The organism is Anaerobutyricum soehngenii, from assembly GCF_009697165.1.
GTDB classification, from domain to species: Bacteria; Bacillota; Clostridia; order Lachnospirales; family Lachnospiraceae; genus Anaerobutyricum; species Anaerobutyricum soehngenii.
This window is the reverse complement of record NZ_VULP01000004.1, coordinates 42,114-61,862: the sequence shown is the minus strand read 5'-3', so window position 1 is coordinate 61,862 and position 19,749 is coordinate 42,114. Positions and strand designations below refer to the sequence as shown.

Sequence of the window (19,749 nt, the reverse complement as noted above, 5' to 3'; positions counted from 1 at the left end):
TCCTCCTGAAATAAACGAAGCAGAGAGGATCTATGGACGGCCTCCACTCCATCCATAAATCCACTCTGCCTTTTGTTTCTCGTCCAACTATTCTCTCTGTTATTCTTCTATGTATATCCGGTATGTATATCCGGGTGTACTAAAAGTTTGAAAGCTCCGGTGACAGCATATCTTCACTGACAAGCTCTTCCCTGAGATCTCCTGTTACTTCAATATTTCCTGGAGCTACGATAAAAATGTTATTAGAAATTGCCTTTAAGGAACCATCTACTGCAAAGCATGCACCTCCGATAAAATCAATGATACGCTGTGCCTTTCCAATCTCGATTCCCTCAAGATTCACCACGATCGTCTTCCCTTCCTTTAAGAATTCTGCTACGATCTGTGCTTCATTAAATGTCTGCGCTCTGATTACTTTCACACTTTCACCTTCTTCTTTTCCATGAAACTGAATTACTCTTCCCTGATTACCATCGAACTCTTCTGAATCGGATACTTCCTTCTTCTTCCGTCTCAGAGAAAGAATTGGTTTATGAGGCTCATCATCTTCTTCCTCATCTTCCTCTTCCTCATCACTGTCATATCCTTCTTCTGTCACTTCGTTGTATTCTTCATCAAATGGTTCGGTTTCGTCATCTGCATCGCTTAACTTCATCATGTTTAAAAACTTTTCCGCAAACTTCACCCCATGTACCTCCTGTTATTTATTGTAATTCCGCGCCCCAAAGATTCCGGTACCGACACGTACCATCGTCGAACCTTCTTCTATGGCCACTTCGTAATCGTTGGTCATCCCCATAGATAAAATGTCCATAGATACATTATCAATGTTTTTCTCTCTAATGTCAATAAATAATTGATGTAATTTTTTAAAATAACAGCGATTTTCTTCTGGATCGTCCACAAAAGGAGCGCTTGTCATCAATCCCCTTACATGAACATGCGGCAACTTACTGATTTCTTCTACCAGTGCGATCACTTCCGGTCCATCGATTCCAAACTTGGTATCTTCCTGTGCGATGTTTACCTGTACAAGAATCTGCGCTTCTACATTCTTCTTTACCGCTTCTTTTTCAATCTGCTTTGCCAGATGGAAGGAATCTACGGAGTGAATTAATTCTACTTTATCAATAATATACTTTACTTTATTCGTCTGAAGATGTCCAATCATATGCCAGTGTACTGGTTTGGAAATATTCTCATACTTCTCACACAGCTCCTGCACATAGTTTTCACCATATTCCATCTGTCCCGTCTCAAGAAGCTCTTCAATATCAGAAAGAGGTTTCATCTTACTTACTGCCACTAACGTAACTTCTTCCGGTTTTCTTCCTGCTCTTTCACATGCGCTTTTAATATTTGTCTGTACTTTTTTTAAATTATCTTTAAGCATTAATAAATCACCTGGTCTTCCTTTACTGTATCACTATTTAAAATAATTCGGTCATAAAGTTCTATTCCGCTGTTTTTTGCAGATACAATACAATAGTCTTCATTTCTCTCTACCATCTCGATCTGTTTAAAAACAGTATAACCTCTGTTTACAATATAAACGCCCTGTATCTGACTCTTATTCTTTAATGTATAGATCTTTTCTTTATTGGTTTCCGATAGAACTGTACCTTTTGTCAGATTCGCAGAATAAACATAGACATAATCTTCATCCGATTTATAAACATTCACAGCTGCCTGTGTCAAAACCTTTTCTCCCTTTTTGTTTGTCTTCATTATGTTGACCTGCTCTTTTTTCGAAGAGTTGCCGCCATTTACAAGAAAACTTTTTGGAATTTTATATACTTCCTTTTTTACAAGAGAACTTGACGGAATTTTTAATCCCTTGGTTTCTGATAAAGTAAGTGACACATAAAGATATCTCTGATTCAAATATCTTTGTATATAATTATCAAAACTCAGAATAACATAATAACTGTCATTCTGTTTTAAACAATGATATTGTGCTGCTGCCACAAAATTATCTTTATGGAATGTCACCTGAATCGTCTGTCTGTCTTCTTCCCTCTTCTTTAAACGATCATAATCATTCTTATTAACAGGAATCATTAGCTGCCAGTCCTGTCCCTCTACAAGACGATATACCGGTTTTCCCGCTTTTTGTTTTTTATCTGTGCGAAGATCCTTCATCTTCACTTTATTGACAAAAATATTTTTTGAAACTTTTGCCTGTTCTAGCTTTTCCATTCCATCAGATAAAAAAGAAACCAAGCCTTCTTTAGGCGATGCGGCTGTAATATATGCACTCTGTCCGTATTTCTGTGCAAGCTCTTCTTTATTCTGAGCAAGCATTGTATCTGTATATGCTAAAAGCGTACTACTGATATCATTCTGTGTTTCATACAGAAGAGAAAAATTATTATCTGTATAACCTTCACTGAATACTTTTAATTTCTCTACTACCTGTTCTTTTTCATCCTGACTGACGGAATTCTTTTTCTCAAGCATCTGTTTCAAATACTTTCGTACTTTTCCTGTAGTATCTACCGTATAGACTGTACCATTTTGACGAATCATTGAACCTTCCTGAACATAATAATTAATATATCCACTTTGTTCTGTATGCACCAGAGTTTCTTTTCGAAGAATCACTCCCGTTCCATCGATACTGTCTACGATATCACTTGCGCTCACCTCATAGATTGCCAGTTTGCTTTTTCCAAGATAACTCAATATGTATGCCATCAGATAGATCACAATAATGAGAAATATCAAAGTTCCGAGATTCATATGCAAATGTACACTTTTCTTTTTTTGTTTTGCCATATTATATCTCCCATCTATTTAAAGCTGCCCCGTTGAGATAATTGTACTTTGTTCCCTGAACATACCCTTTCTCTTCCATGAGCGCCTTCCATTCATCTGTTAATTTCCACCAGCTGTTTCCCCAATTTGAAAAAGCGGAATCTTTTTCAGGGATACGGCTAAACAATCTTTCCACTGTAATGTCCGGTCTTAATAATGCAATAAACTCTGTTAATCTGTTTAAATATTCTTCTTTGGGGCAAATTTCGATTTCTCCACGAATATACTTATCATATAATTCGCACTGCTTAGGAATGTATAAAGAATGCAGCTTCACCATGGAAATCGGCAATGTAGACAGGATTCTTGCAGATTCCTCCGCATCATCCATCGTATCCCCCGGAAGGTTCAGAATCATATGTACGCAAACAGGAAAATGATACGGCGCAATTCTTAAAACCGCATCAATAAATTCTGCGAGTCCATGACCTCGGTTCATCTCCATTAATGTATGATAATTCACTGTCTGTAATCCAAGTTCTATAGATACTTCTATTCCTGTCCGGCTACTGAATTCATAAAATGCTTCCAGGTAATCCTGTCTGATGCAATCCGGTCTTGTCGAAATTGAAATCTCAACAATATCCTCTACTTTTGATGCTTCTTCCATATAGCCAAGTAATCTGTCTAAAGGAAGAAATGTATTGGTATAATTCTGAAAGTAAGCAATAAACTTATGTGCATGATAACGTTTTTCTACTTTTGTCCTTGATGCTGCTAACTGTTCAAAAACAGAAACTGAACTGTCACTTGCTTCAAATCCTGTCCCTGCTTCCGCGCAGAAAAGACAGCCCTTTCCATCTTTTTTATTTGGGCAGGTTACGGGAAGATTCACAGGAAGCTTATATACTTTCTCTCCGTATTTATCTTTTAAATATTGTGAATATGCATAATAATATTGTTTTTCCATTTTAGCTTAAACCATAAAAAGGCAGCCTCATAATAATATGAGGCGCCTTAACCTTTTCGTATCTTATTCAAATTCCAGATATCCGCCATGTATGTAATATTATCGGACGGTTCTGCATCAGATAATAACGAATTATAATGCGTGAGAAACGTATTTCTGTACAGATTCCGGCATATTTTCTTTATCTACGGAAGCGCTGATTACAAAATCAACCCCAAACTTGTCAGATAAAGCACCAAGTTTTTCAACTGCGTAATCAAGATTATCATCAATACATGCTGTAGTAAGGAAACTATCAAGATAAATCTTATCTAAGTCATGGTCCTGAGAAATAATTCCTGCAATAAAGCCAAGGAACATATCTGTATCTGTTACATTAAATTCAGGAACTACAATAAGACGAATCTGATTGCTTAATTCATACATATGCTTATTGTTCTTATCAAGGTAAACGATTGTGCCTTTTGTCAGCTTAATGTCATCATTTACCTGCTGAATTAAGATCTTAGTTTTTCCTTTTCCTTTCGCACCTGCAATAATATCAATCATGTGAATATCCTCCTTTAGATATATTATTGGACTGTAGTCCTTTCTTTTGTAATGAGAAAGACTCGTGCCAACTCCCTTATATGTTATATTATAATTTATATCATATAAAAGCACAACCTTTAATTTGTTGTTTTTTCTAATAGTCTGGTCATTGACGAATACAAAGCCTCCTTTGTTTCTGCTCCAAGTACAACGGAGAAAAAACGCTCTCCTTTTTTATTCTTTGTCATCAATATCAGACAGGACTTCGCCATAGAGGTCGTTCCCGTCTTGCCACCATACATCACTACACCTTCCGGTACAGGGAATTCATTCAGAAGATAGTAGTTTGTACTCTGCATATACTCATTAATCTGTGTTTTCTTTGCTGTAGTATATGTCATTGTATAGTCCTTTGAAGATACTGTATCAACAAATTCTTCATGCTTCACTGCCTCTTTAAAGATTAGATAAAGATCGTACGCAGTCGTATAATGATCGTTATTGTGAAGTCCGTTTGGATTGACAAAATGTGTATGTGTCGCTCCTAATTCTTTGGCCCGCTCATTCATCATATCTATAAACTTGGCTTCAGAACCTGCTACATACTCAGCAAGTATTACTGCACAGTCATTTGCAGATTTGATCAGCATCGTATGGAAAACCTGGCTTACAGTGACGGTATCTCCCTTTGTAAGGGTACTGATCACTGCTCCGTCTTCTGTTAAATTAATGTCATGCTTTAACGTAATCTCGTCATCCATATTTCCATGCTCTAATGTCAGCAATGCAGTCATTACCTTTGTAATACTGGCCGGATATAACTTATCAAAACAATGATATGATTGTACAATCTCGTTCGCACTGTCATTAATCAATAAATCCGCATAATCATTGCTCTGATAATTCGGGTCTGTCGCTTCTGAATCAGACACTACTGCAAGTTCTGCTGCCATCCCCTCTAAATCTGAACCTGCCTCTTCTTTATTCTCTGCATAGTAAGATGCAAAAGAATCTGTGATCTTAAAAGGATTCCCACTGCATCCACTACACAACGCTGCTACTAACACAAAAATACTGATTGTGCATATTATTCTCTTTTTCATAGTCACTCTTTCTCTTTGTCTGTACTATCTGTACATTTCTCTCCACTCAAGGTCTCCTCTTTCAAGAGCCTTAACTAATAACTCTGCTGTTGCAAGATTCGTTGCAAGTGGAATATTGTGTACATCACATAAATGCATTACATTAAATATATCCGGCTCATGAAGCTGCTGATTCTGTGGGTCTCTCAGGAAAATAACCATATCGATGAGATTATGTTCAATCTGAGAAGCCATCTGCTGTTCTCCACCAAGTGGTCCTGCCAGATATTTGTGTATCGTGAGGTTCGTTACTTCCTCAATAAGTCTTCCTGTTGTTGCGGTTGCAAACAGTTCATGCTTATTAAGAATTCCTCGATAAGCAATACAAAAATTCTGCATTAATTTCTTCTTTCCATCATGTGCGATTAATCCAATATTCATATATTTTCCCCTCCTAGTAGTGTCTTTGTAATCCTATATTTAGCACAATCCCTATACCTGCCATATAACTTAACAATGATGTTAATCCATAACTTACAAATGGCAACGGCAATCCTGTATTCGGAAGTAATTCTGTTGCCACTCCGATATTAATAAATGACTGGAAACCAATCAGTGCAGCCATTCCTACTGCAATGAGCCGTCCACTCATATTCTTCGCGACATATGCCGTCTTAAAACATTCTATCATTATTATAGCCAATAATGCAATAACAATAACACTTCCGATAAACCCTGTTTCTTCTCCGACTACAGAAAAGATAAAGTCGGTCTGCTGTTCTGACACAAATCCCGTATCAGATACTGTAACATCTGCGATCGTATTATTATTCAGTCCCTTTCCATATAGTTTGCCTGAGCCGATTGCCATAACAGAATTATCCTGCTGATATGCGGTCGTAGACGAATATTTTGAAGGCTCTAAAAATGTCATAATTCTGGTAACCTGATAATCATGAAGTAATACCTGATTCGGTGTCTGTATGTACCAGATAAAAAGGAAGCCCAGCGGTATGATGATCGGTATGATTATTTTGAGACATTTTTTAATCAGTGTACCGGAAAGACCTCCTACAAAAATTACAGACATCAATATGAATGTAATATCTAACGTAGTTGAAAGGTTCGGTTCTATCACTACCAGGAAAAGAGGCAGCGCACACAATAGAGCAAGTTTAAAAAGTACTTTCCATTCCATGAAATCTTCTTCATGTTCCTGTATGTACACCGCCACAAATATTATCATAATAATTTTGGTCAATTCTGACGGCTGAAGTCTTGTAAAGCCAAGATTAATCCATCTCTGGGCACCATTTACTTTAACACCAACAAGTTTTACGAGAACAAGGAGCACAATATTAATCAGGTACAAAATCCTGCTGAAGCCACATACAAAATTAAAATTCACAACAGACAACAATAACATGATTCCTGCACAAAATATTAGTCCAATCAACTGTTTACTCGTATAGCTGCTGTCCGCACTATTGATAAACATCACTCCCATCCCGCTTAAAATAAGAACTGCGCTTATCAACACCCAATTATAATTTTTAAATTGGTATTTCTGTTTTAACATGTTTCTCCTCCTGCGTTCGCTATCTAGGAGATCTTAGTTCTTTGATCGGTATATTGGCATAAATTGCCGGAACATTTCCATGTCCTCCATCCGACTCTGTCTGGGTTATCTGAATATCCAGTCCTTCTGTATCAATCTCCATGTATTTTGAAATTACTTTTATTATGTCGTTTTTTATTAATTCCATCGTTTCCGGTGAACAGTTTGCTCTGTCAGATACCAGAACAAGCTTCAAACGGTCTTTCGCCGTACTGCCCGATGTTTTTTTTCTAAGAAAGCTATCCATGAACCCCATTAGATTCTCCCCCTTTAGTAACCACGTTTAAATAAATTTGCTATTTTTTTCAGTATGCCTTCTGTCTCAAACTCCATGATCGGAACTTCTTCTCCAAGCACCCTGTGACAAATATTAGCAAACGCTCTTCCAGCCTGTGTATCAGAACCAACAAGTGGTTCTCCTTCATTTGTTGCAATGACAATACTCTCATCATCCGGAACTACACCAATCAGATCAATAGCAAGAATATCAACGACATCTTCTACAGACATCATGTCTCCACGCTTCACCATATCCATGCGGATTCTATTGATAACTAATTCTATCTTTTTCAGCTCTTCCGCCTCTAAAAGTCCGATAATCCTGTCTGCATCACGAATGGCAGAAACTTCCGGAGTTGTTACGATGATAGCCCGGTCCGCACCTGCGATGGCATTCTTAAATCCCTGCTCAATACCAGCCGGACAATCAAGAAGAATATAATCAAACTCTGTTCTCAGCTCATCCACAAGCTTTTTCATCTGTTCTGGGCTTACAGAACTTTTATCTCTTGTCTGGGCAGAAGGCAAGAGGAAAAGATTAGAATATCTTTTATCTTTAATCAGTGCCTGTTTTAAGCGGCAGTTTCCCTCTACAACATCTACAAGATTATATACTATACGATTCTCTAATCCCATAACAACATCAAGATTACGAAGTCCTATATCTGTGTCGATCATAACCACTTTCTTATCCAGTTTTGCAAGTCCCGTTCCAATATTCGCTGTTGTCGTGGTCTTTCCAACTCCACCTTTTCCAGATGTAATAACAATTACCTCACTCATCTTTGTTCTCCTTTATCTCACTTAACTAATACTAATTTCACTGATCAACGACCTCGTAATCGTTTCAATAAAAATATTGTCATTCTCTACAAATGCCAGCTTCGCAAGCAATTCCTGCTGATTCTTTCTTCTGACATTCTTTTTTGTACTCTTCCCCCTCTGATCTGGTGAGCGGGCAATATAACTGCCAATCTGTATCTGCATTGGCTCCATCATAAGCGCTGCCACAAATGCGCTCTTATCATCCGGATATCCGGCATGTACTGTTCCTTTCAGACATCCTAACACCACAACATTGCCCCCCGCAATAATCTGTGCGCCTGGATTGATATCGCCAAGAATTACTATACTTCCATCTACTTCTATCTTCTGACCTGAACGCAATGTTCCACGATAAAACTGGCCATTCTTTCCCAGACGATTCTCCGGAAAAGATTCTTCCGTTTTATGTTCCTCTTTCTTTTCCTCTTCTTTAAGTTCCGATAACACTTTAGCAAACTGTGTCTCATATACTTTTGCGCCATCGATCACACAGCTTATATTAAGCCCACTGTTCTCAGCTATCGTATCTACCAGAAGATTCTGTTCTCCGGACGTGAGTTCCCGTCCTGTAAAACTTACCGCGATTGGCTTTTTTAAATCGAAAAAATGAGTAGATTCCTTAAACTTGTCCCCCACTTCCCGAAGAAGTTCTTCAAAAGGAAGTGTAGGATTCAGCACAATCTGAAATCCATATTTATTCCCTTTAATTATAACGGAACTTTTCATATCTCCTCCTGTTTGCTAGCATATACTCCGGGAATCTTTCGCGTCCGAACTTTTCAAGTCGAGCCGCCGCAGGAGTATATTAATCATTACTTCCATCTGAACCGCTAGGCAGTAATGCTGTAGTCGCCTTCTTTTCTGCCTTGCTGGCCTTTCCAAAATAGTACTTATAGATATCTCTGGCAATCTCTGCAGCATTGGCTGAAGTGTAACCATTTGGCACTACTACGGTCATGGTAATATCCGGATTGTCATACGGAGCATAAGATATGAATAATGCATGGTTCGGTCGCTTTTTGTTCTCCTGTGCTGTACCGGTCTTGCCAGCTACTTTCATTCCCTGTTTCTTATACAGGTACTTGATAGAGCTGTCCTTTCCGTTAACCACACCGATCATACCTTTCTTTATCAAATCAAATGTAGATGAGCTGATCTTCAGTTTTTCTTCTGTTTTCTTCTCATAAGAAGTCAATGTGTTTCCCTCTGCATCTGTGGTTTTCTCTAAAAGAGACAGATCCAACAGATTCTTGTGGTTTACAAGGGATGTCACATATCTTGAAATCTGACTTGGTGTATAACTGTGGGTACCCTGTCCTATTGCTGAACGAATCGCATCTTCATCTGAAATATGCGGCTCATATTCTGTGATTTCCACACCGGACTTTCGATTTAAGCCATACATTGATGCATACTTCTTTAACTTTGTTAAACCTCTCTGGCTGTTATAGGTTCCATTCACCGTACCAAGATTATATCCCATCTGATAAAAGAAGAAGTTACAGGATACAGCGATTGCTCCACTTACATTAAGTGAGCCATGCGCATTCGGATAAATCCAGCACTTCGCTGCCGGAGAAATCTTATCAAAAATCCCTGTACACTTTACATATGTAGAAGCTGTAGCTACGCCTTCCTCAAGAACTGCCGTAGATGAGATTGGTTTAAATGTTGAACCAGGCGCTGTCCTTGACTGCGTGGCCCTGTTTAACATCGGCGAAGATAAATCTGTATTAAGAGATGCATAGTATTCTGAATCAATTCCATTCGCAAGGCGATTATTATCATAGCTTGGATAGGAAACCATCGCCCTTACCTCTCCGGTATCAGGGTCTGTAATAATAACAGAACCGGAACATGGATCTAAGGCAAGCTGAGCTGGTGTAATTTCTATATTCTTTATCTTTTTGTACATGAAATTATAAGCAGACATTTTGCCTGTATACAAACTATTATAATCCTTATCTTTCTTTTTATCAAGAACTCCCTGATCATATAAAAGCAGACAAACTTTCCGTCCGCTCAGCGTTCCACTTTTGATCATATACTCATATAGAATTTTATCAAAGTCTTCCTCAGATTTCAATGCATCAACAATATAATTTATTAATTCGTCATATATTTCATCTGCATCATAATAATCTGACTTAATATTAAAGGAGCTGATATTAATCCACTCATTATTGATCGCATATTGAAGAAACTTTCGGAATGTGATTTTTTCCTCTTTCCAGTCAAGATAAACCTGATCATTCTCATCAATAGAAGAAGCAACAAGAATTCCGTCATTCTCTAACATTTTGTAAATATAATTTACATAATCCTGCTTCTCCTCGCTAAGATATTTACGAACTGTCGTTCCTGTTTTCAAATCTTTTCGAAGAGTGTTTAATACACTTTCCTGTTTCTTCTTATAAATTCTGTAAACATCTTTTTCATTACTTTTCGCATTTTTCTTTGCTAATCTGGAAATATTTATAATATTATTATCAAGAAGCGCATAATATACGTCCTTTATCGGAACTCGTTTGTCTGAGCCGGCAGTATCTGCTGTCGTTAGATGTGCAAGCAGAATTCCTGCAAGACGTCGTTCTAAAATATTATAGGCATACTTCTGCAAATCCGCATCGATCGTCAAATACACATTGTTACCTGCGGAAGCCTTTGTTGTCTTTACTGTCTTAATAATCTTACCAAGATTATCTACTAAAACATCTTTCTGTCCCTTCTTTCCCTGAAGAGTACTTTCCATCGTCTTTTCGATTCCAGTCTTACCGACAACATCGTTTGCCTCATACTTGCCATTGTCCGCATTCAATTCTTTTAATTCGCTTTCGGAAATCACTCCCGTATATCCCAAAATAGAAGAAAAATACTTTGCATCATTATATTTACGAAGAGAGTCTGCCTTAATGGAAACTCCCGGATATTCCTCCTCATGTTCCGAAATAGCAGCAATACTTTTATCGCTGATATTCGCTGCCACAGTAATCGGCGTTGTCTGTGAATAACGGTTCATAAATACATCATACCGCACCGACATGATCTTTAATGTATCCTCTGTAGAATAACTGTCCGAGATACCAAACATACTTCCCGTTCCCTGTGGACCACCTTTTCCGCTTCTCAGATATTCATACACTTCCTCCGGTGTAGAATTCAAATATTTCTCCGCTTTCTTTTTTTCATCACCGGACAAATTATCGATATTAGTAATTCCATAAATATCCTTTTTAAATCTTGTAAGCGCTGAACCAGACACTGTAAACTTCAGCTTTCCCTTGCTGTTTACTGTCATAGGAAGGCTGTAATTTATCGTATCACCATTCTGCTCTAAAACCTTCACCAGCTTATAGATTACCTCATTTCTAACTTCATTCTCTGTTACTTTCGGACCATTCTTTCCATTTTTAGCTGTTCTCTCCTGGGCAATCTTACTCGTTTTTTCTGAATTCTCCAACGTCACTGTATAAGCCAGCTGATTATAAGCCAGTATCTTTCCCTTGCAATCGTATATATTTCCTCTTGCACCACTGATTTCAATCGTCTTCTTTATCTTATAGTTAAAATTCGCCAGATGTTCATCACCCTGTATGATCTGTAATACGAAAAGTCGATAGATTAAAAGACAAAATAATGCTGTCAGCAGTACTCCCATAATGATAATACGGTTGGAAAGCAGCTCTATAATCTGATTCTTTGTTTTTGCCTTATCCGTCTCCTGCTTTTTTTTGAATTTAAACAAAATCTGCACCCCGCTTTTCATTCTTTTCCAACCAGTCGTTTATTCTCAATAAAATCTGATAAAATACAAGACCTACCGCTACGGTATAAACTATTTCCGGAAGAATAATATTTTTAAGATAATACACAATACGTAAATGATTATGTAACAATCCACAAAGAATATACATAATAACTCCATAGACCAGATCATTTACCCCGATCAGGACAAGTGGAAGAATATTGTCATCTGAATAATAGATTCGATGGAAAAATCCGTCTACAAAACCAAACATCATATATAAAAAAGCAAATCCACCGATTGTTGAGCCATAAAAAATATCCATCAAAAGCCCACTGAAAAATCCAACGATCATTCCCGGCTTCTGGCCTCGCATTACTGCTATTGAGGAAATAAAAATCAGTAATATATTCGGTGCGATTCCTGCTAGTTTAATCAACTCAAATACGGAAGTCTGCAATATAAAACAAATAAATACCAGTACTGCTGTCACTATTCCTCGTTTCATAATAAATCCCTTCTTACACAAATGGCGGAAAGAGAAATATCTGTACGATACCCTTATTTCCGCCTGATTTATCCTTTAATCTGCACTTTCACTATCTGCGGGAACTTCTTTTAGCTGTGTGATAACCAGCACATCTTCAAGATGCTGAAAATCTACAAACGGTGTCACTTTGGCAGACTGTGTCAAATTGGAGGAATCTGTAGAAATACTGCTGACTGTTCCTATCTTAATGCCTTCTAAATATTTTGAACTGATATGTGAAGTGATCAGTTCTTCCCCTTCTTTCATATCTGCATCTTTACTGATATAGGTCACATCGATCGTTCCATCTTTTTGAACAGATTCACTGTTTCCCTGTACGACACAGGTATCTCCAGTCTGAGATGACTTGGCACTTACGCTGCTGGTATCATTTATAATTGAACATACCTTTGCATAGGTCCGTCCGGTTTCCGTTACAATTCCGACCAGACCTCCATCTGCCAGTACATTCATATTTACCTTGATTCCATCTTTTGTACCTTTATTAATAATAAAAGTATTATACCAGTTGCCGCTTCCCTTGCTGATTACTCTCGCTCCCACTTTCTTATACTGGGAATATTCTTTATCCATCTTCAGAAGCTTTTGCAGACTATTCAATTCGTTTTCATTGGTACTTAAAGTTTCGTTTTCCTGCGTTAACTCTTTCACCTTCTGATTAAGCTTTGCATTCTCCTTTTTCAGTTCCTTCATACTCTTAAATGAGCCAACATGCTCTCCTACCCAGACTCCAAAAGAGTTAATCCCATCCTGCATTGGAATAACTACCGTTTCTGCGACTGCAGAAAGAGGTTTCACCACATCTTTTAATACTGTACTGACAGACAGAAGTAATATACAAAGAACTGTCAGCAAAATAAGCATCGTTTTAGGTGAAAACTCAAAATTATGACGATTTTTCATAGTACCACTCCCTGATTAATGGAAATCAGAATCCTGTAAATTATGAGCCAGTCTTTCATAATCCGGATTTTCCATAATCATTCCTAATCCTTTTACTACAGTAAGTTCCGGTTCTTCCATCTTCATAATGGAAAGTCCTGTCTCCTGCTGGATAAGAAGATCCAGATTCTTAATATGGGTAGATGCACCTGTCATACATATTCCATCATGCATGATGTCCATGGATAATTCCGGTGGTGTCTTCTCTAAAATGAACTTAATCGCATCAATAATAGATGAAAGGCTCTCTGACATTGCCTCAAAAATGAGATGATTTGTAACAGTTACCCTATTAGGAAGACCTGTGATCAGATTACGGCCCATTACGTCATACGTAATCTCTTCCTCTTCCTTGATACCGCTTGCCAGCTGCATCTTCAGGCGCTCTGCACTCTTCATACCAATTACAAGATTATGCTTTTTCTTAACAGTCTGCTGAATCGCCTCATCAAACTTGGTTCCTCCAATCTTCAACAGACGGCTCTGTACAATTCCACCAAGACTGATCAGACTGATTTCTGTTGTATCTGCACCGATATTAACAATCAGACGACCAGTCGCATCCATGACATCAAGACCTGCTCCAAGTGCATCCGCGATTGGTTTTTCAACAATACGAATCTTCTTTGTCTTTAAAGAAGAGCTTGCGATCAGATCAAAAAACGCTCTTTTCTCTACTTCTGTGATATCAGAAGGTACTGCAATGTAAAACTCTGCATTGCCGCCGGCAGCAAGTCCTTCTGCAAACTTCTTTCCATGCATTCCTTTAAAGTATAACTGAATCATGGTCTGCATAGCAGTAAAATCAGCAATAACACCGTTAACGATTGGCTGTTTTACTTCGATGTTCTTCGGAGCCTTCTCATACATTGAGTATGCTTCATCTCCCAAAGCTAATGGCTCTTTTTTCTTCACCATAGCGATCATGTTCTTCTGATGTAAAATTACTCCTGCAGCTTTCTGGTAAATCTTGATGGAATTTGTTCCCATATCAATTCCATATATTTTTTCAGACATTGGTATGTCTCCTTTCGTTAGCATTTATACATGAAACAAATGCGGTGTTGCCGCATTTATCTTTCCTCTTTGTCCGATATACCTGACATCAGGTACATTACATTAAGATCACGAGATTCAAGAATATGTCTATAATCTGTAATCCATGGTCACATCTATGACTCACATCATATTCTGTTCCCGCAAACTAGTATAGCACTTATCCCCTATAATGATGTGATCTGAAAGCGGAATTCCTAACAGTTCTCCCGCTTCTTTTATCTGTCTTGTGATAATGAGATCTTCCCGGCTCGGCTCCGGATATCCTGACGGATGATTATGAATCAGTATCATATATACTGCCTCACACCGAAGGGCTTCCACAAAAATATTTCTAACTGGAACCCAGGAACTGTTCGCCGTTCCCTTCGAAAGTAAAATCTCCTTCATCAGCCTGTGTCGTCCATCCAGAAGTAAAAGCATCACCTTTTCTACGGAAAGATGTCTCATATCTTCCATATAATAAGCTGCAATATAATCCGGCGAACTGAAATCACTTTCTTCTTTAATAGAAGCTCTCGCCAGTCTCTTAGACAACTCCAGTACACATAAAATCTCAATTGCCTTGACATTGCCTATACCGGGAATCTCTTTCAGCATCTCGATATCAAGATGATGCAGTCCTGCCAGTCCTTTATAAACCGGGTGTCTGTTCAAAAGCGAAAATGCAAGTTCCAGAGCAGTACAGCTTCGTGTTCCACAACGAATAATGACTGCTAACAGCTCTCCGTCTGTAAGACTCTCTGCGCCTGCTCTCAGACACTTCTCATACGGACGTTCTGTTTCCGGTCGTTCTTTCATCGTTACTTTCGCTGGTGATGACTGTATTGATGGCTGTCTTTCCATATTGGTCCCTCCTGTATTCTCTCCAGGCACGAACACACTGATTCGAAAAACATTTTACCATAAAAACAAACTTTTGTATATAGGGTACAAGGACAGCTTTCGTTAACTTTCTGTGTCATTTATTAAGATATCTTTAAGTTTTCCTGTCTCATATATTTTTTGTAAAGACATCATAATTCCATACTTTGCATGTTCCCAGGTAAGTCCCCCCTGAAAATAAACTGCATACGGCTCCTTCATTGGGCCATCTGCACTAAGTTCAATGGAAGAACCGGAAACAAAAGCGCCTGCCGCCATAATTACTTTGGCATCATATCCCGGCATATCCCATGGTTCCGGACGAACAAAGCTGTCTACTGGTGCAGCTGCCTGAATTCCTTCGCAGAACGCTACCATCAGCTCAGGATCATGGAACTCCACTTCCTGAATGATATCATGACGGCTTTCCTTACTGTCCGGAATCACTTTAAATCCAAGTTTCTCATAAATATTTGCTGCAAAAACCGCACCTTTTAACGCACCTTTTACAACGGTAGGAGCAAGGAAAAGTCCCTGTGTTAATGCAGGTGTCACGCCCAATGTAGCACCTACTTCCTTTCCAAGTCCCGGTGAAGTCAGACGGTATGCCGCTCTGTCAATACATTCTTTTGTTCCGCAAAGATATCCACCGATCGGTGCAAGTCCACCACCTGGATTTTTAATCAATGAACCAACAATAAGATCTGCTCCGACCTGAGATGGCTCACTAATTTCTACGAATTCTCCATAACAGTTATCAACCATGCAAAGTACATCCGGCTTTCTTTCTTTAATAAAATCAATCAATTCTCCGATTCTTTTTACAGAAAGTGTCGGACGGGATGCATACCCTTTTGAACGCTGTATTGTAACAAGCTTTGTCTTGTCATTTAATGCTTTTTCTATTCCTTCCCAGTCAAACTCTCCATCTGGAAGCAGATCTACCTGGCGATAACTAATGCCATATTCTGCAAGTGAACCATTGGATGGACGAATACCAATCACTTCTTCTAATGTATCATATGGCTTTCCTACCGGTGATAACAGCTCATCTCCCGGACGAAGCTGGCTCATGAGCGCAAGGGCAAGAGCATGTGTTCCACAGGTAATCTGTGGTCGCACCAAAGCATCCTCTGTTCCAAACACATCCGCATAAATCTTCTCTAGTGTTTCTCTTCCAATATCATTGTAACCATAACCGGTTGTCGGGGCAAAACAGGCTTCACTTAAATGATTCTTCTGCATGGCACGAAGCACCTTCATCTGGTTACATTCTGCTGTCTTATCTATCGATAAAAAGCGATCTTTTAATTCTTCTTCTACTTTCATGCAAAAGTCATATACTGGCTTCGCAATTCCCATCTGTGTATAATACTCTTCTAGTATTTTATCTCTTTGTTCCATTCCTGATTCCTTTCTCTTCTATTATATTTAAAACAGAATCAAGTAAATCTTTTTCCTGTTCATATTCTTTTTTATTCAGCCATATTACCTCTTTTTCTCTACGAAACCAGGTAAGCTGTCTCTTTGCAAAGTGTCTGGTATCTTTTTTAATCTTATCGACTGTATCCTCCAAAGTCATTCTGCCGTCAAAATAATCAAAAAACTCTTTATAACCGAGCCCCTGCATAGATACTAAATTCTTTGTATAACCTTCTTTTATGAGACTTTCAACTTCAAAAAGAAGACCCTCTTCCATCATGAGATCAACACGCCGGTTGATCCGATCATATAGTTCTTCCCTGTCATGATATAAAACAAAGTACGCAAAGTTATACGGAGATTCTTTCTGTCTTTGTTCCTCATTATGTTCTGACAATTTCTTTCCGGTTTCTTTATAATATTCTAATGCGCGGATCACTTTCTTTACATTGTTACAATGTGTGATCTTTGCATATTCCGGATCTTTTTTCTTAAGTATTTCGTAAAGATATTCTTTTCCTTTTTCCTTTGCAAGCTGTTCTAATTCTTTACGGTAACTTTCTTTGTCTTCATGCTGTGAAAAATCAATATCATACAGTAACGCCTGGATATAAAATCCTGTTCCACCAACAATGATCGGTATATGTCCTGCCGCATAAATCTTTTTCATGGCTTCTTTTGATTTTTCCACAAAAGCTACTACATTAAACTCCTCCGATGGATCCAATTCATCAATCAGATAATGTGGTACTCCCTGCATTTCTTCCGGACGAATCTTTGCCGTACCTATATCCATCCTCTTATATACCTGCATAGAATCTGCACTGATAATCTCCCCACCGATACTTTTGGCCAGTTCGATAGAAAGACTTGTTTTCCCGGCAGCTGTCGGTCCGGTTAATATAATAAGAGGTTTCTTTTCCTGTTGTTTCACGACCATCCCCCTCTACTGCACTCTCTTAAACTTCTTTTCCAGTTCATATTTTGTCATTGAAATAATTGTCGGACGACCATGTGGACACTGGTATGGATTATCCAGCTTCATAAGCTGTTCCATAAGACTGTCCATTTCCTCATAAGACATCGTTGTATTTCCTTTTACCGCTGCCTTACATGCCATTGATGCCAGCTTATCCGTAATCATTTCCATATTCATCTTACCACTGTTTTCTTCAATCTGATCAAAGATTTCAATAAACAGCTCCTGTGGATCAATTCCGAGCAGATTTGCCGGAACCCCACGAATACAATACTCGTTTCCGCCAAATTCTTCAATAAGAAATCCCAGTTTTTTAAAAGATTCTTCACACAGTTCAAATTTTTGCTGTTCTTTTATACTAAACGTAAGTATAATCGGCGGCGCAACCATCTGCTGGACAATTGTATTATTTTCGAGATCTTTTTTCAACTTTTCATACATCACTTTTTCATGAGCAGCATGCTGATCCACAAAAAACAATTTCTCATCATATTCTACCAGCCAGTACGTACGAAATACCTGCCCTATAATCCGGTGCTTTGGACGGGCTTCTTCAGAAAGAAGCGGAACATCCGCAAAACTCATCTGTGTACCTTTCGCATAGTTATCTGTTTCTTTTACAAGTTCAGCCTTTGTTTTTTCTACTTGAACCGGCTGCTGTAACTGTGGTTGTCCTGTATTAATTTCTGTATTGTTTTCAGATTTTTCAGGATCTATACTGCTTTTTTCCATTGTCTTTGGAATCACTTTATCAATTTCTTTTTGAATCGCAGTATTTTCTCCGACATGCAAACGGGCGATCCTTTCTTCAATCGAACTTCTTCGATTTGATATTTCTGATACATCCTCATCCTGAACACATCCCTGTCCATTCGGATTTAGCGCAGCATTTTGTACTCTGCCTTCTGCTTTTGAAAATGAGTCCTTTATTTTAGATTCATTATTTTCTTTTTTCTTTGCAATCTGCTTTATTTGTTCCGAAGAAAGAGAAGAAAACCGCTCTTCGATCGCTCTCCTCTTTTTTTCAAATGGTTCTGGAATCTTTCTCGCATTTTCCTTTACTTTTTGCTCATTACCAAGACCCACTTTGGGAATCAGCTCTTTTTTCACAAAACTACTCCGAACTGCACTCATAACAGAAGAATACAGTTCTTCTGCATTTCGAAAACGCATTTCCATCTTTGCCGGGTGAACATTCGCATCAAATGAATGAGGGTCCATTGAGATCATCAATGCTGTAAATGGAAATTTATGCACCATGGCATGTCCTTTATAGCCTTCTTCGATTGCTTTGCTGATAATATTATTTTTCAGATAACGTCCATTTACAAAATAGTTCTCATAATTTCGATTTCCGCGGGAAATAACCGGTTTTCCAATATAGCCATCAACTAGTATTCCATTTTCATTGCCTTTGACCGGCAAAAGATTCATTGCCACATCTCTTCCGAAAATATTATAGATAACATCTTTTAAATTTCCATTTCCTGATGTGGAAACTTTATTTTTATTATCACAGATAAACTTAAAAGAAATCGCTGGATGGCTTAAGGCAAGCCGCTGAATAAAAGATTCTACGTAACCTGCTTCTGTCATTTTTGACTTTAAAAACTTTCTTCTTGCCGGTGTATTAAAGAAAAGATCACGAATAATAAATGTTGTTCCTTCCGGACACCCAATCTCATCGCAGCTCTTTTCTTCGCCTCCTTCAATAACATAACGGATTCCGGAAATCCCTTCATCTGTTTTTGTGACAAGTTCCACCTTTGCAACCGCCGCAATACTTGATAATGCCTCGCCTCGAAATCCCAGTGAAGCCACCGTCTCAAGGTCATCTGCTGATCTGATCTTACTTGTTGCATGAGGAAGAAAAGCCTTACGAACCTGTTCTTTCTCAATGCCACATCCATTATCTGTTATTCGTATAAAATCAATGCCACCGCCTTTGATTTCCACTGTGACCGCTGTTGAACTGGCATCTACTGCATTCTCTACAAGCTCTTTTACAATAGAAGCAGGACGTTCTACTACTTCACCGGCTGCAATCTGATTAATCGTATCCTGATCAAGAACTTTTATTTCTGCCATGCTTTCTCCCTTCTGACAATTCTTCTCTCATGTCCTTTTAA

Annotated in this window: 19 protein-coding genes; all 19 read right to left on the bottom strand. The window is 38.3% G+C overall.

The genetic code is table 11. The features are described from left to right. Window positions 1–139: 139 nt before the first annotated feature. The 19 genes from FYJ25_RS03410 to mutL all read right to left on the bottom strand — a co-directional run bounded on the left by FYJ25_RS03410 (window position 140) and on the right by mutL (window position 19,708). Window positions 140–685: a cell division protein SepF gene (locus tag FYJ25_RS03410; RefSeq protein WP_242970718.1), complete on the bottom strand. Its 546-nt coding sequence runs from the start codon at window positions 683–685 to the stop codon at window positions 140–142. Window positions 686–700: 15 nt separating this feature from the next. Beyond that, on the bottom strand, window positions 701–1,393 hold the full coding sequence (locus FYJ25_RS03405) for a YggS family pyridoxal phosphate-dependent enzyme (RefSeq protein WP_096240745.1): 693 nt from the start codon (window positions 1,391–1,393) through the stop codon (window positions 701–703). Then, a complete protein-coding gene (locus FYJ25_RS03400) occupies window positions 1,393–2,778 on the bottom strand; it encodes a biotin/lipoyl attachment domain-containing protein (RefSeq protein ID WP_154580535.1) in 1,386 nt (461 codons plus the stop codon). Before FYJ25_RS03400 ends, FYJ25_RS03405 begins: the two co-directional genes overlap by 1 nt. Before the next feature lies 1 nt (window position 2,779). After that, window positions 2,780–3,727 (bottom strand): tRNA modification radical SAM protein MnmL/YtqA, encoded by a 948-nt coding sequence (locus FYJ25_RS03395; RefSeq protein ID WP_096240747.1) that lies wholly within the window; start codon window positions 3,725–3,727, stop codon window positions 2,780–2,782. 132 nt (window positions 3,728–3,859) lie between these two features. Next, window positions 3,860–4,276: a hypothetical protein gene (locus FYJ25_RS03390; RefSeq protein ID WP_021907125.1), complete on the bottom strand. Its 417-nt coding sequence runs from the start codon at window positions 4,274–4,276 to the stop codon at window positions 3,860–3,862. A 119-nt stretch (window positions 4,277–4,395) separates the two neighbouring features. Beyond that, entirely contained in the window at window positions 4,396–5,361 is a 966-nt protein-coding gene (locus FYJ25_RS03385) for a D-alanyl-D-alanine carboxypeptidase family protein (protein ID WP_096240748.1), read from the bottom strand. A gap of 24 nt (window positions 5,362–5,385) precedes the next feature. Then, complete coding sequence (gene mgsA, locus FYJ25_RS03380; RefSeq protein WP_021907127.1) at window positions 5,386–5,781, bottom strand: methylglyoxal synthase; 396 nt, start codon at window positions 5,779–5,781, stop codon at window positions 5,386–5,388. A gap of 13 nt (window positions 5,782–5,794) precedes the next feature. After that, window positions 5,795–6,919: an FtsW/RodA/SpoVE family cell cycle protein gene (locus tag FYJ25_RS03375; protein WP_096240749.1), complete on the bottom strand. Its 1,125-nt coding sequence runs from the start codon at window positions 6,917–6,919 to the stop codon at window positions 5,795–5,797. Between the two features lie 19 nt (window positions 6,920–6,938). Beyond that, on the bottom strand, window positions 6,939–7,214 hold the full coding sequence (minE, locus tag FYJ25_RS03370) for a cell division topological specificity factor MinE (protein ID WP_021907129.1): 276 nt from the start codon (window positions 7,212–7,214) through the stop codon (window positions 6,939–6,941). A gap of 14 nt (window positions 7,215–7,228) precedes the next feature. Continuing rightward, window positions 7,229–8,020, bottom strand: coding sequence for a septum site-determining protein MinD (minD, locus tag FYJ25_RS03365; RefSeq protein ID WP_021907130.1), 792 nt, complete (start codon window positions 8,018–8,020; stop codon window positions 7,229–7,231). Window positions 8,021–8,041: 21 nt separating this feature from the next. Beyond that, window positions 8,042–8,788: a septum site-determining protein MinC gene (minC, locus tag FYJ25_RS03360; RefSeq protein ID WP_021907131.1), complete on the bottom strand. Its 747-nt coding sequence runs from the start codon at window positions 8,786–8,788 to the stop codon at window positions 8,042–8,044. A gap of 79 nt (window positions 8,789–8,867) precedes the next feature. Further along, a complete protein-coding gene (locus FYJ25_RS03355) occupies window positions 8,868–11,816 on the bottom strand; it encodes a penicillin-binding transpeptidase domain-containing protein (protein ID WP_334296207.1) in 2,949 nt (982 codons plus the stop codon). After that, window positions 11,800–12,315 (bottom strand): rod shape-determining protein MreD, encoded by a 516-nt coding sequence (gene mreD, locus FYJ25_RS03350; protein WP_021907133.1) that lies wholly within the window; start codon window positions 12,313–12,315, stop codon window positions 11,800–11,802. Before mreD ends, FYJ25_RS03355 begins: the two co-directional genes overlap by 17 nt. 75 nt (window positions 12,316–12,390) lie before the next feature. Beyond that, the gene (gene mreC / locus FYJ25_RS03345; protein ID WP_096240750.1) at window positions 12,391–13,260 is read right to left on the bottom strand and encodes a rod shape-determining protein MreC; all 870 of its coding nucleotides are present in this window, start codon (window positions 13,258–13,260) and stop codon (window positions 12,391–12,393) included. A 15-nt stretch (window positions 13,261–13,275) separates the two neighbouring features. After that, window positions 13,276–14,316 carry a rod shape-determining protein gene (locus FYJ25_RS03340; RefSeq protein ID WP_021907135.1) on the bottom strand — a complete coding sequence of 347 codons (1,041 nt, stop codon included), beginning with the start codon at window positions 14,314–14,316 and terminating at the stop codon, window positions 13,276–13,278. Window positions 14,317–14,478: 162 nt separating this feature from the next. Next, on the bottom strand, window positions 14,479–15,201 hold the full coding sequence (gene radC / locus FYJ25_RS03335; RefSeq protein ID WP_096240752.1) for a RadC family protein: 723 nt from the start codon (window positions 15,199–15,201) through the stop codon (window positions 14,479–14,481). Window positions 15,202–15,303: 102 nt separating this feature from the next. Then, complete coding sequence (locus FYJ25_RS03330; protein ID WP_154580533.1) at window positions 15,304–16,623, bottom strand: methionine gamma-lyase family protein; 1,320 nt, start codon at window positions 16,621–16,623, stop codon at window positions 15,304–15,306. Further along, window positions 16,607–17,581, bottom strand: coding sequence for a tRNA (adenosine(37)-N6)-dimethylallyltransferase MiaA (gene miaA, locus FYJ25_RS03325; RefSeq protein ID WP_154580532.1), 975 nt, complete (start codon window positions 17,579–17,581; stop codon window positions 16,607–16,609). The genes FYJ25_RS03330 and miaA overlap by 17 nt, the downstream gene beginning before the upstream one ends. A 6-nt stretch (window positions 17,582–17,587) precedes the next feature. Continuing rightward, window positions 17,588–19,708, bottom strand: coding sequence for a DNA mismatch repair endonuclease MutL (mutL, locus tag FYJ25_RS03320; protein ID WP_096240755.1), 2,121 nt, complete (start codon window positions 19,706–19,708; stop codon window positions 17,588–17,590). Window positions 19,709–19,749 lie beyond the last annotated feature (41 nt).

What these genes read in the sequence shown, in the direction of transcription:
- FYJ25_RS03405 (WP_096240745.1), bottom strand. Translation starts at nt 1,393, where the DNA reads ATGCTTAAAGATAATTTAAAAAAAGTACAGACAAATATTAAAAGCGCA.
- FYJ25_RS03400 (WP_154580535.1), bottom strand. Translation starts at nt 2,778, where the DNA reads ATGGCAAAACAAAAAAAGAAAAGTGTACATTTGCATATGAATCTCGGA.
- FYJ25_RS03395 (WP_096240747.1), bottom strand. Translation starts at nt 3,727, where the DNA reads ATGGAAAAACAATATTATTATGCATATTCACAATATTTAAAAGATAAA.
- FYJ25_RS03390 (WP_021907125.1), bottom strand. Translation starts at nt 4,276, where the DNA reads ATGATTGATATTATTGCAGGTGCGAAAGGAAAAGGAAAAACTAAGATC.
- FYJ25_RS03385 (WP_096240748.1), bottom strand. Translation starts at nt 5,361, where the DNA reads ATGAAAAAGAGAATAATATGCACAATCAGTATTTTTGTGTTAGTAGCA.
- mgsA (WP_021907127.1), bottom strand. Translation starts at nt 5,781, where the DNA reads ATGAATATTGGATTAATCGCACATGATGGAAAGAAGAAATTAATGCAG.
- FYJ25_RS03375 (WP_096240749.1), bottom strand. Translation starts at nt 6,919, where the DNA reads ATGTTAAAACAGAAATACCAATTTAAAAATTATAATTGGGTGTTGATA.
- minE (WP_021907129.1), bottom strand. Translation starts at nt 7,214, where the DNA reads ATGGGGTTCATGGATAGCTTTCTTAGAAAAAAAACATCGGGCAGTACG.
- minD (WP_021907130.1), bottom strand. Translation starts at nt 8,020, where the DNA reads ATGAGTGAGGTAATTGTTATTACATCTGGAAAAGGTGGAGTTGGAAAG.
- minC (WP_021907131.1), bottom strand. Translation starts at nt 8,788, where the DNA reads ATGAAAAGTTCCGTTATAATTAAAGGGAATAAATATGGATTTCAGATT.
- mreD (WP_021907133.1), bottom strand. Translation starts at nt 12,315, where the DNA reads ATGAAACGAGGAATAGTGACAGCAGTACTGGTATTTATTTGTTTTATA.
- mreC (WP_096240750.1), bottom strand. Translation starts at nt 13,260, where the DNA reads ATGAAAAATCGTCATAATTTTGAGTTTTCACCTAAAACGATGCTTATT.
- FYJ25_RS03340 (WP_021907135.1), bottom strand. Translation starts at nt 14,316, where the DNA reads ATGTCTGAAAAAATATATGGAATTGATATGGGAACAAATTCCATCAAG.
- radC (WP_096240752.1), bottom strand. Translation starts at nt 15,201, where the DNA reads ATGGAAAGACAGCCATCAATACAGTCATCACCAGCGAAAGTAACGATG.
- FYJ25_RS03330 (WP_154580533.1), bottom strand. Translation starts at nt 16,623, where the DNA reads ATGGAACAAAGAGATAAAATACTAGAAGAGTATTATACACAGATGGGA.
- miaA (WP_154580532.1), bottom strand. Translation starts at nt 17,581, where the DNA reads ATGGTCGTGAAACAACAGGAAAAGAAACCTCTTATTATATTAACCGGA.
- mutL (WP_096240755.1), bottom strand. Translation starts at nt 19,708, where the DNA reads ATGGCAGAAATAAAAGTTCTTGATCAGGATACGATTAATCAGATTGCA.